This window comes from Chryseobacterium soldanellicola, assembly GCF_900100115.1.
Taxonomy (GTDB): Bacteria; Bacteroidota; Bacteroidia; order Flavobacteriales; family Weeksellaceae; genus Chryseobacterium; species Chryseobacterium soldanellicola.
Genome location: NZ_FNKL01000002.1, coordinates 348,575 through 361,782, shown reverse-complemented (window position 1 = coordinate 361,782; position 13,208 = coordinate 348,575). Strand labels below are relative to the sequence as shown.

The 13,208-nt window shown below is 38.0% G+C and carries 7 protein-coding genes; all 7 read right to left on the bottom strand.

The genetic code is table 11. The annotated features are described in order from the left end of the window. Positions 1–21 precede the first annotated feature (21 nt). On the bottom strand, positions 22–2,631 hold the full coding sequence (locus BLT04_RS06415; RefSeq protein ID WP_089754878.1) for a TonB-dependent receptor: 2,610 nt from the start codon (positions 2,629–2,631) through the stop codon (positions 22–24). A 210-nt stretch (positions 2,632–2,841) separates the two neighbouring features. After that, positions 2,842–3,702: a carboxylating nicotinate-nucleotide diphosphorylase gene (nadC, locus tag BLT04_RS06410; protein ID WP_089754876.1), complete on the bottom strand. Its 861-nt coding sequence runs from the start codon at positions 3,700–3,702 to the stop codon at positions 2,842–2,844. A 5-nt stretch (positions 3,703–3,707) separates the two neighbouring features. Next, positions 3,708–5,279, bottom strand: a complete 1,572-nt coding sequence (gene nadB, locus BLT04_RS06405) for an L-aspartate oxidase (protein ID WP_089754874.1) — start codon at positions 5,277–5,279, stop codon at positions 3,708–3,710. Between the two features lie 30 nt (positions 5,280–5,309). Next, on the bottom strand, positions 5,310–5,936 hold the full coding sequence (locus BLT04_RS06400) for an NAD(P)H-dependent oxidoreductase (RefSeq protein ID WP_089754873.1): 627 nt from the start codon (positions 5,934–5,936) through the stop codon (positions 5,310–5,312). A 126-nt stretch (positions 5,937–6,062) separates the two neighbouring features. After that, a complete protein-coding gene (locus BLT04_RS06395; protein WP_089754871.1) occupies positions 6,063–8,060 on the bottom strand; it encodes a T9SS type B sorting domain-containing protein in 1,998 nt (665 codons plus the stop codon). A 254-nt stretch (positions 8,061–8,314) separates the two neighbouring features. Next, entirely contained in the window at positions 8,315–10,573 is a 2,259-nt protein-coding gene (locus BLT04_RS06390; RefSeq protein WP_089754869.1) for a T9SS type B sorting domain-containing protein, read from the bottom strand. Positions 10,574–10,802: 229 nt separating this feature from the next. Then, positions 10,803–13,052 (bottom strand): T9SS type B sorting domain-containing protein, encoded by a 2,250-nt coding sequence (locus BLT04_RS06385; protein WP_089754867.1) that lies wholly within the window; start codon positions 13,050–13,052, stop codon positions 10,803–10,805. Between the last annotated feature and the right edge of the window lie 156 nt (positions 13,053–13,208).

Genomic DNA, 13,208 nt, shown 5'->3' with positions numbered 1-13,208 from the left:
AAAATTTAATATTATGATATATTAAAAGTTGAATGATAATGTTGCAGACCATGTTCTACCAAATCCGAACAATACTCTGTTGCCATCTGCAAGGCCATCGTACATTCTGCCAGCTTCTTCATAAGTTTTACCTTTGTCAGGATCATTGTTTGTTGTAATTTTATCATTTCCGAAAACATTTGTTGAAGCATCAGAAATGTAAGTTGTATCAAACAAGTTATAAACGTTAGCACCTACTGTAAAGTATTGAGAAGCATCTTTTAATCTTATTTTATAAGAAATACCTAAATCAAATAAGTTAAAATCAGGTAACTGTAATACTCCTTTTTGCTGTGCAGCTTCATTTGAGAATGTTGCAATATCAATTGAAGAATATACTTTACCAACGTGTCTCAAAGTACCATAAATGCTAAGATCTTTCACAGGCTTTACAGTTGCGCCTAATGATGCTGTCAATTGAGGAATACTGTTGTTGCTTGTTCCACCTACTTTTACTTTATCTAAATAAAGCGTAGTAGAGTTTGAGTTACCGGCTACAGTAATTGGATTGTTGTTGTCATCAAATGTAGATCCTGTAGCATTTCCTTTGTAGTAATAATCTCCCCAAGAGAACATACCCTGGAATTCTAGGAAATTTGTTGGCTTGTAAACACCGTCAAATTCAAAACCTTGGTGGATTTCTGTAATGCCGTTAATTTCTGCGTATCCAGTAGCTGTTGTATTATCAGGTAATGTAAATGTCTGGTTTGTTCTTCTCAACCATCTGTCTTTCCATTCAGTTCTGTAAAAGTTTGCATTTGCACTGAATTTACCCGATCTGAATCCGTACCCAACTTCAGCAGAAAAGATTTTCTCATTAGTTAATGTTGGGTTAACAACCTGGAAGTTACTTGGATATACAGCGTTTAAGAAAGGCTGTTTGCTATAATACCCAATGTTTGCGAAAACATTATGTTGCTCGTTGATGTTATAATTAGCACCCCCTTTAATGTTGTATCCGAAAAGATTTTTAAATCCTGTTTTTGTGTTAACGATTTGACCTGTAGTGGCGTTCGGTTGTCTTGTAATACCATCCTGAACGAAGTTATCAATTCTCTGATATCCCTGGTTTGATACTGATCCCTGTAAAAATGCAGATAAATTATTTTTAGAATATTCTACCTGAGCAAATCCACTGTACCAAATTACTTCACCGTCATTGCTGTATCCGATTCTGTCTTCCATCGGTGCTACTTTTCCTCCAAAAGGATTCCATGTAAGCTTTTGATAGTCGTAAGTATTTCTTACCACATTTGGCGCAATGTTTTTGTTGGTATTATCCTTATATCCGGCAGCGTTATACAGATCAGAAATTACCTGATAGTGGTATCCATAGTAATATCTGTCGTCAGTACCTACAGAGAAATTCCAGTTGTCATTGATTTTATGTTGGAAATTGGCTAAGATACCATACCAGTTGTGAGAGTTGATGCTTGATCTTCTTACAAGAGTACTTGCGGCAGGAGCTGTGTTTACATTAACCGCCTGGTTAGCTGCAAAAATTGCATCATAATTGAAGTGTCCTCCACCGTCAAGGAAAGTAGCATCAGTAATTGATTTACCTCCAACTCTACCGATATCACCAGTTCCACCACCTCTACCATTAGACATGTAGGCTACTGTACTCAATTTTGACTTATCGTTGATTGTCCAGTCCCAGTTCAGCATCATTACCGGCTTAGAGTAATAGTTTGATCTGTTTGCCAATGGCACTTTATTTCCGTTCTCATCGGTGTAGTAACCATAGTCGGAGTTATACTGTCTGTATGGCGAACCGTCTTTGTCCGGATTGAATTTAATATAGTTTCCAATTGTAGGAGAGAATGTTCTCTGATCGTGCCACTGCGGAGCAGAAGTCATTGTAAACTGGAAATTATGTTTTTTGTTTGGTTCCCAACCTAATGCAAAGTAATATGCATAAGATTCGTAATCTGTGTTTTCAATATAAGTTGATCCGGATTGTCTGCTCATTAAGAATGAAGAAGACCATCCTTTATCTGACTTACCTGTGTTATAAGCAAAAGAAGATTTTAAATAGTCATTGTTACCAACTCCTAATCTGATTACTCCTCCTTTTTTCATGTCCGCAGACTTCGTTAAGAAGTTAATAGTACCTCCAACAGAAGCAATTGCTAATTTTGAAGACCCTAAACCTCTCTGTACCTGAAGTGTGCTTGTTACATCCTGTAGACCAGTCCAGTTAGAAAAATAAACAGTACCACCTTCCATGTCATTCACCGGCATACCGTTTACCATTACAGCGATGTTTCTTGATTCGAATCCTCTGATTACAATCTGAGAATCACCGAAACCACCACCACCTTTAGTAGCATATACAGAAGGAGTCGTGTTCAAAATTTCAGGAAGTTCCTGGTTTCCTAATCTTTCTATAATTTGTGCTGCTTTTACTGTCGAAACAGCAACTGGCGTTTTTCTATCTTTAGCGATATCCGTAACACCTTGTAAAATAACCTCTTCAATGTCTTTAGACCTGGTAGTGTTTACCGTGTCCTTAACTTCTTGAGCGTAATAAACACTAGCTGTTGAAAGCGTAATAGCTACAGTTAGTATTGATTTGTTGATTAATTTCATAATCGTTAGTAATAGTTAGATTTAAATTTTATGCAAAATTCGGGAAATAAATTTTAACTAATATTAACTATATGTTAATTTTTAATCAATATAATTAAGCTATAAGTAGTTGATTTTCAAATTTATAAACAAAAATTGAATTTTCCTATGAAAAAAATCATATTATTGAATTTTTAACAAAAGCACATCATTTTTATTAAAAATTCAACGCTATTTCACGGCTTTGAGACTCAAATCAATATTCTCTGCAGAGTGTGTTAATGCACCGGCAGAGATAAAAGTGACACCCGTAGAGGCAATTTCTTTGAGCTGATCTCTGGTAATTCCGCCGGAAGCTTCAGATTCGCATGAGCCGTTGATCATTTTTATGGCCTTTTTCATGGTTTTTACATCCATATTATCAAGCATGATTCTGTCAACTTTTGCGTTGATGGCTTCCTGCACTTCTTCAAGGTTTCTGGTTTCAACCTCAATCTTTAATTTTTTCTTATTTTTTTTAACGTACTCTTTCGCCATTTTTACGGCATTGGTAATGCTTCCGTTGTAATCAATGTGGTTGTCCTTCAGCATGATCATGTCATAAAGACCATATCTGTGATTGGTTCCGCCACCGATGGCAACGGCCCATTTTTCACAAATTCTGAAATTTGGCGTTGTTTTTCTTGTATCTAAAAGCTTGGTTTTAGTTCCGATTAATCTTGAATCCCAGTCATGAGTAAGTGTTGCAATCCCGCTCATTCTCTGCATACAATTAAGGATCAGTCTTTCTGTGGACAGAATTGATCTCGCGCTTCCTTTTACGATAAGGGCCACATCTCCGACTTTTGCTGCGGACCCGTCTTTAATGAAGATTTCAACGTTTAAGTTTTTATCAAAAGTTTTAAAAATAAATTCCGCCAATTCTACACCGGCCAAAATACAATTCTGCTTTACCAGAAGTTTTGCACTTTGCTCCAAATCCTTCGGGATAGTCGAAAGAGTGGAGTGGTCGCCATCGTGAATGTCTTCTTCTAAGGCGTTTTTAATGAATTGTTTTAAAGCTTTATCTGTAACGTATGCTGGTCTTTTCATTATATTTAAGCTAAATCTTTATTATAAAATGCGCCTTTATTTTCAGTCATTTCCATAGATTGGATGATGATGAGGTGCGCAACGGTTGTTAAATTTCTCAATTCCGACAATTGTGGCGAAAGAATAGAGTAGTGGTAAATTTCATTCACGGCAGCAGCAATTTCCTGGTGCTTCTGTAAAGCCATATTCAGACGTCGGTTGCTTCTTACGATCCCTACCAGATCGCTCATCATTTCCTGCAGCTGTTTTCTTAAATAAGTGATAATCACCATCTCGTCCATAATTTTCATGCCTTCTTCATCCCATTCCGGAACAGCTTTTAAATCATCAAAATTGAAATCGTTTTTATTTAATAATTCCACTGTTTTCATGGCGGCGTTATGTCCGAAAACCAAACCTTCCAATAATGAATTTGATGCTAATCTGTTGGCCCCATGAAGTCCGGAATTCGTACATTCCCCGACTGCGAAAAGGTTATTGATGGAAGATTGACCGTCTTTATCAACATCAATTCCACCCATTAAATAATGGCACGCCGGAACCACAGGAATTAATTGTGTAAAGGGATCGATCGCCTCAGACTTGCATTTTTTGTAAATATTAGGAAAATGTTCAAGGAATTTTTCATGGTTCATATCGCGGCAATCCAACCCGACATATTCGTCTCCGGAAATTTTCATTTCTGCATCAATGGCTCTTGCGACAATATCTCTTGAGGCTAATTCTTCACGCTCATCATATTTATGCATGAATTTTTCACCTCTTTTCGTTCTTAATTTTGCACCATCTCCACGGACGGCCTCAGAAATTAAAAATAACATTCCGTCCATTTTGCTATATAAGGCAGTCGGGTGGAACTGATAATACTGCATATTGGAAACATTTCCTTTAGCACGGGCTACAAAAGCAATTCCGTCGCCGGTTGCGATTTTTGGGTTGGTGGTATTTTTATATACATGGCCGGCCCCGCCTGTGGCAACCAATGTTATTTTTGAAGTGATTTTTTTAATTCTTTTAGACTTTTCATCCAAAATATAGGCTCCGTAACAATGGATGTCGCCTTCATTCAGTTCTTTTCCCGGAACGTGGTGCTGTGTGATGATATCAATTACATAATGATGATCCAGTATTTCAATATTCGGGCTGTGCTTGGCTGTTTCCAGAAGAGCTCTTTCGATCTCAAAACCTGTGATATCTTTATGATGTACAATTCTGTTTTCGGTATGGCCTCCTTCTCTTCCTAGAGCAAATTCGCCGTTTTTCATGTCAAAATTGGCTCCCCATTCTACAATTTCGTTAAATCTTGCAGGGGCTTCTTTTACCACCATTTCTACTACATCGCGTTTGTTTTCCCCGTCTCCGGCGCGCATGGTATCTTCGATATGCTTGTCAAAATTGTCGTTTTTAGAATCTGTAACCACCGCAAGACCGCCTTGTGCGTATTTGGTATTGCTTTCATCTTCATCAGATTTTGTGACTATGATTATTTTGGCATCAGGAAGCTGCTCAGAAACTTTAATGGCGTAAGAAAGTCCCGAAATACCGGAACCGATTACTAATACATCCGCTTTTATCATATGCTTACTTTAGGTACGATCGTCTAAATATTAAATAAATTTAAACAATTTTTCGTTTGGTTTTCTTACTTTTTTCATGTGCTGGAAATGATCTTCCTCAGAACGGTACCCTAATGCAAGGGTGACGGTTACTTTTTCTCTCTCAGGATTGATCTCTAAAATATCCTCGATCATCTCCTGTCGGAATCCTTCCATCGGGCAGGTATCAATGTTTTCGATCGCTGCGGCGTACATTAAATTGGCTAGAACGATGTATGACTGTTTTTCTGCCCAGTTGAAAATTTCATCGCTTGTTTTTTGAACAATATGCTGGTTAATGCTTTTTTTGAAAAGATCAAGTTTTTCCAACGGCACATCTCTTACCTCAGAAATGTGGTTAAAATACCCGTGAATGTAGCTGTCATCAATAATTCTTTTTGAAATAATAACAATCAGATGAGAGCATGTGGAAATTTGTGATGGGTTGTAAAATGCCGGAATTAATTTTTGCTTCATTTCTTCACTTTCAACAACAATTATTTTATACGGCTGCAGACCCAGTGAGCTTGCGGCTAGTTTCCCGGATTCAAGAATGTTGTGAAGGGTTTCCTGGGGGATGATTTCGTTGTTAAATTTCTTTACAGAATATCTTCTGCTTAAAGCTTCCAAATAATTCATATGACAAATTTAAGAATTGAGTGCGAATAAAATCAGTTTAAAAGCAAATATCTCTTTATAAATAACGCAAAAAAAGAACCACTTCGGAATTTGAAGTGGTTCTGTATGATGAAGAAAGATAGTATTCTATTCTCTATTTTTAACTAAAATCCAGCCTGAGTATTTAACAGCCGTGTTTTTCTTATCATTTTCGTTCCAGTTTACAGAATACCAATAGCTTCCTGTGGAAACTTTTCTTCCGCCGATGGTTCCGTCCCATCTGTATTTGTTCTTTTTGTCGCCCTGATGAATCTTGGCGCCATATCGGTCGAAAATATTGAATACCAGATTCTGCTTATTTCCCAACGCTGAATAATCGATCACATCATTCACACCGTCTCCGTTTGGAGTGATTACATTGATTAAATTCGGAACGGTAAAATCAACCTCGATCGGTTCGCAGTCATAAGCGTCTTTCACATAAACCTTGGCATCACCTCTCGGAACATTTTTAAAGATGTTTGAATCCTGCCAGTTGATGTTGTCCAAAGAATATTGGTATGCCGGAGATCCTCCCACAACATTCACGGTTACTGTATTGTTTGAAATGTCGATGTCTGTAACAACGGGCTGCTCAGCAGGATATACTTTTACCGTTTGTATCGCTGTACATTCTCCTGTTTTTAATTTAACCCAATACGTTCCGACTCCAACGTCTGTGATGGTTCTGGTGATGGCACCTGTGCTCCATTCGTAAGAAGCGAATCCCGGACCTGCATCTAATGTAGTTTTGTCTTCAATACAAATGATTTTATCCTTTAAAATATCAGAATATACCGGCGCAATTACCGTTAAATCAACTTTTGCAATGGCAAAACACCCAAAAGAATTGCTTACTCTGATATAAACTACACCTGTTGGTGCAATATAATTGGTTGGATTTGAGATTGCATTGGTATCGTTTTGAGCATCTGTAAGAGATGGATAATATTTTTTCGTAATTCCCGGAGTGATCGTAACGCCTGCTGCGGTAAGGTTAAAGAGCGCTGTGGCAGGGCTTCCTTCGATAAAGCATGACCTCAGTGAAGCATTATTTACCGTAACGGTTGGTGCTATTTTTAATGAAATCCTTGCATCATTATTGTCGCATAATACCTGTGTCGGGTCTTTAATGACAACCGCAATTTCTGTGTCTGCATTAAACTGAAAATTCGCAGGATTTGGTATCGGAGCTGAATTTCCTAAAATATGGTATTCAATTGTGAAGTTGTTGGGATTATTAACCAACTGAGAATCAAATGTATTTAAATTAATTGTTCCAAATCCTGCAAGATCCGGACAAACGTATTTTGTAATCGCAGTCTGCAAAAGCGGAACTTTATCTACAAAAACTTTTACATTTTTAATCGAATGTCTTGATCTCGCACCTCCTGTAGAAGCTGAAAACCCGAAATATCCCACCGTCATTCCCGCTGCAGAGCCGGCAGGAGCGAAAGACTGATTACAGATCTGGGTACCGTCAAGAGTGATTTTTACAATCCAGTTGGCAGGTGCCGCAGGATCTACCTCGGCTGTTACTTCAACATGCTTGTAGGTCGTTCCCTGGAAAGGATGTGTTGCATTAAGATCCGGTGAATGGAAAGAGCTTCCCGGAACATTGAAGAATTCTACGTTGTTGGTATCGGTGGTATTGGCAACCTGTCCGTAAGCAACGTGCACTTTACTCATTCCTGAGCTTCCTGAAGCGTTATTATAGGAGTCAAAACCGACAATAAAACCGATTGCATTCTGGGAAACTCCGATTCCTGAACCTAGAACGCTGGCAACCGGCGGATTGGCCAAATACCAAAATGCAATTCCGTCACCATTATACGTTTGGTTGGAATCCATCCTGAAATCGAATTCAACTCTCCATTTATCACAATATTTCAGGTTGATCGGGTCATTCAGCCTGATCGATCCTGAATTGTCATTCACATCCGGTGTAAGCTGCACAAAATCAGTGTTTACTACAGTAGGTGCAACCATCGTCCAGCCCGTTGTATTAACAGGATTTCCTGTCAATTGGTACGTTTGCGAAAGTATACAAGTGGGAAGAATGAAGAGGAGAAATAATAAAGGTAGAAGAAGATAGTTTTTTTTCATATACAGTAGATTATTATTTTTTAATTTTACAAATATAATTAAATTTCATTGCCTGGTATTGTGTTTTAAGCGTTTTTTAATATTAATTTATCAATCGATCATGAATTATTTATAAACATATAAAATTATAATAGATTTAAATTATTAAGATGTGATGCAAAATATATTTTTTGAGGATTTATTATCTATAAAAAAAGAACCATCTCAAAAAGCTTGAATGGTTCTTTATTATCTAAAAAATGATTATTTAATTGTTATTCTCTGTTTTTAACTAAAATCCAACCGGAATACTTAAATGGGGTGTTCTTTTTGTCATTTTCATTCCATGATACTGAATACCAGTAATTTCCTGTAGGAACTTTTCTTCCTCCAATGGTTCCGTCCCATCTGTATTTGTTTGATTTGTCGCCCTGGTGGATTTTAGCACCATATCGGTCGAAAATATTAAACACCAAATTCTTTTTATTGGCCAACGCCGAATAATCAATCACATCGTTTATACCGTCTCCGTTTGGCGTGATCACATTAATTAAATTCGGAACTGTAAAATCAACCTCGATCGGGTCGCAGTCATAAGCATCTTTCACATATATTGTTGCATCTCCTCTCGGTATATTTTTAAATATATTAGAATCCTGCCAATTAATATTATCCATTGAATATTGATAAGCCGGCGTTCCTCCCGTTACATTGATTGTAGCGGTATTATTCGAAATGTCAATATTTGTAATTACGGGTTGCTCAGAAGGGTAGACTTTTACGGTTTGTGTAGCGACACATTCTCCGGTTTTTAATTTTACCCAATAGGTGCCGACACCTACATTCGTAATGGTCTGTGTTGTTGCGCCGGTGCTCCATTCGTAAGAAGCAAAACCTGGGCCCGCGTCTAGTGTTGTTTTGTCTTCCATACAAATTATTTTGTCTTTCAGTACGATAGAAAAAACCGGAGGAATAACGACTAGTGTTACTTTCGCTATTGCATAACATCCGTTTCCGTTGGTGACTTTGATATAAATGACACCATTTGGTGCAATATAAGCTGTTGGAGTTGAGATTTCATTAGTGCCATTTAAAGCATCTGCTAAAGACGGATAATACTTTTTGGTAATCCCAGTCTGTGTTGTAACCGCAGCGGCTGTAAGATTAAAAGATGCCATTGAAGGGGTCGCTTCAATAGAGCACGACCTTAAAGTAGCTTCGTTAACCACCACTACAGGAAATAAAGCCAGCGTAATATCTGCTACATCTACACAACCTTGCGGCGTAGTCACTTTTACATAAATTGTGGCTGCCGGCGAAAGAAAAGCTGTTGGATTTGTGATTTCATTAATGCCATTATTCAGATCATACATGGTGTTGTAGAACTTTTTCGTGGCTCCTACAACAGTGGTTACAGCAGCGGAAGTAAGATCAAATATGGCTCCGCCTGCATTATTATTGTTACATCCCGTCAATGTTACGTCTGTAGCGGCAAACGGTGTTGGTGTTAAAACGATTTGTCCGTCGCCGTTATCGCATAATGTGGATGAAGGATCTTTAACTACCACCGTAATTGTAGTGGTTCCTGCAGAATACTGAAAATTAGTAGGATTTGTAATAGGAGTTCCTCCAGGGCCAAAATAGCTGAAAATATAGTTGGAAGGATTTGTAACAAACTGATTCTGAAAAGATGTTAAATCAACCGTTCCGTTTCCGGTTGCCGGGTTTGTACAAACAAACGGAGTGATTGTATTGGTTAAAATCGGGACTTTATCAATATAAATTTTTGCATTTTTAATAGAATGTCTCGCGCTTGCACCTCCTGTAGCTGCAGAAAAGCCAAAATATCCAGTCGTCATACCAATTGCGCCGGCTGAAGGGGCAAATGACTGATCTACAATTAATACCCCGTCAATTTTAATTTTAATCAACCAGTTTGTCGGGTTTGTAAGATCTGTTTCACCATTTACTTCAACATGCTTGTAAGTAGCTCCTACAAACGGCTGGGTCGGATTAAGGTCCGGTGAATGAAAGGTGCTTCCAGGTGTTGTATTATACTCAATATTATTATTAAGGCCATTGTTTGTTCCGTATAAAAGGTGAACTTTGCTCATCTGGCCTTCGGTGGTATTGTTAAAAATATCAAAACCTACCATCAATCCGTTTGCATTAGCGGGAATTCCAAGTCCGCCTCCTGATACAAAACCTGTCGGTGGGTTGGCGAGATACCAGAATGTAAATCCGTCACCTCGCCCGAATTGTGCTGTTCCGTTTCCATCGATTCTAAAATCGAACTCTACTTTCCATTTATCACAATATTTAAGATTAATTGGAGCTGAGAGCTTTACCGCGCCATATTGATTCCCTACATCTTGGGTAAGCTGTATAAAATCTGTGTTGACGACCGCACTTGAGACAAGATCCCATCCTGTAGTATTAACAGGATTTCCCGTAAGCTGATACGTCTGGGAAAATAATTTTCCTGATAAGAAAAGTAAAGTCGCTAAAAAACATGATAATAGAGTTTTTTTCATTTGAAGCGATTGGTTTTTTATTAATGATGTAAATGTATTAATTTTTGATTATTTATTACATATTAAATGTTAAATATGTATATAATTTCAATAAAATTATAATAAAAGTTAAAGATTGCCGTAAAAATGATAAAATAATAATAAAATTTTATACTAAACGGTTTTTATATATTATAAAAGAAAAAAGATCAACCCAAAATTTGGATTGATCTTTCGTTGTTAAAATAGTTTATTCTCTGTTTTTTACTAATACCCAGCCGCTGTATTTCGTTTGTGTATTATTTTTGTCATTTTCATTCCATGAAATAGTGTACCAATAGGTTCCGGTCACCACTTTTTTGCCAAAAGCAGTTCCGTCCCAAGTATAGTTTCTGATTTTGTCGGCTTCGTTCAGCTTGTTTCCGTATCTGTCATAAATGGTGAAAACAAGATTTTTCTTATACGCTAACGCAGAATAATCAATAAAATCATTCACATTATCTCCGTTCGGAGTAATCGCATTGATCAGATTCGGAACAGTAATTTGTACTTCGATCGGCGGGCAGTTGTAAGAATCTTTAACGTAAACTTTCACCTCGCCTCTCGGAAGTCCCGTAAATACGTTAGAATCCTGCCAGTTGATCCCATCCAGTGAATATTTAAAAGGAGGTGTTCCGCCGCTGATATTTACTGTAATTGTGTTGTTAACGATATCGATGCTGGAAATTACCGGTTGTGGGGAAGGATTTACTTTTACGATCTGTCTCGTAATGCAATTTCCGGTTTTTAAGTCTACCCAATACAAACCTACCGGAATTCCCTGAATGGCCTGTGTTGTTGCTCCTGTGCTCCATAAATATCCATCAAAGCCGGGTCCGGCATCAAGATTTGTTCTGTCTCCGATACAAATTGTTTTATCTTTTAAAACAGCTGATCTTACGGGCTCCAAAACTTTAAGATTGATTTTAGCAATGGTAAAACAGTTCGCAACATTGGTTATTCTTACATATACCGTAGTTGTGGTGCTGATATAAGCCATCGGATTTCCTATTTCATTGGTTCCCGCTAAAGCGTCGGCTAATGTTGCGTAATATTTTTTAGTAATGCCCTGTGCGCTCGTTACATTAGCTGTTGTAAGATTAAAAGCTGCTGTGGTAGGTGCATTTTCAATAAAACAAGACTCTAGAGTGGCGTCGGTTGTTACGATTTCCGGGAAGAATGTCAATGTGATTGGTGCAGAGCCTGTACATCCCAATGGGGTTGTTACTTTTACATAAACGGTTCCTGCTGCCGATACATATGCCATAGGGTTCAGGATTTCATTAGTTCCTGCATTTAGGTTGGCTAATGTCTTATAATATTTCCTGCTTGATCCCGGTGGGGCGCCTACGTTGGCAGAAGTCAGATTGAAAATTGCTGTTCCTGCATTATTATTGTTACACTCGGTAAGGGTAGACGGTGTCGCTGTGAATGGTGAAAGATTCAGCTGTATCTGGCCGTCGGGATTATCACATAAAATTCCGGCATTATCCTTAATCAAAACCGAAACCGTCGTATTGGCGCTAAACTGATAATTCGTTGGGTTTGTGATTGGAGTTCCTCCTACACTGTACGTAAAAGTATAGTTGCTAGGGTTGGTTACAAATTGATTCTGATAAGTCGTTAAATTAGCAGTTCCCTGTCCGGTAGAAGGGTTAGGGCAAAATGTATCTGTTGCTGTGGGCTGATTGATGGCAACTTTATCGGTGTAGATTTTTACATTTTTAATAGAATGTCTTGATCTGTTGCCTCCTGTGGAAGCCGAAAATCCGAAATATCCTATAGTCATTGCAGCAGCAGCGCCTGAAGGGGCAAAAGACTGATTACAGATTACCGTACCGTCAATTGTAATTTTTACAATCCAGTTGATAGGAGCGGCGGGATCTACCTCGGCTGTTACTTCAACATGTTTGAAGTTGGTCCCTTGAAAAGGCAGTGTTGTATTCAGGTCCGGAGAGTGAAAAGAGCTTCCTGCGGTATTGAAAAACTCTACATTGTTGGTATCGGTGGTGTTGGCAACTTGTCCGTAGGCAACATGTACTTTACTCATCACGGCTGTGGTTGTATTATTATAGGTATCTAATCCTACAATAAAGCCCACGGCATTTTGGGAAACACCAAGACCGGATCCTAAAACGCTTGCTACCGGCGGGTTTGCCAGATACCAAAACGCAATACCGTCTCCGTTGGCAGTTTGGTTGGAATCCATTCTGAAATCAAATTCCACTTTCCATTTATCACAATATTTCAGGTTGATCTGATCATTCAGTCTGATTGATCCGGATTGGTTGTTGGTATCCGGAGTAAGCTGCACAAAATCACCAATTACTTGTGCGGGAGCAACCGCTGTCCATCCTGTTGTTACTACAGGATTCCCTGTAAGCTGATAGGTCTGGGAAGAGATTTTTCCGAAAAAGCAGAGTAAAAGAATGGTGAAATAAGTGAGTAGTTTTTTATTCATTCTTAGTATACTTAAAATTAGACGCGTAAAGATATTAAATACTAATCAATAAATATATATTTAATGTTAATTTTGTGGAATGAGTTAGGTATTTTGTAATAAATTTAATCCTTGAGAATGAAATAATGAAAATTATGAATTCAAATTTAGTTTTAT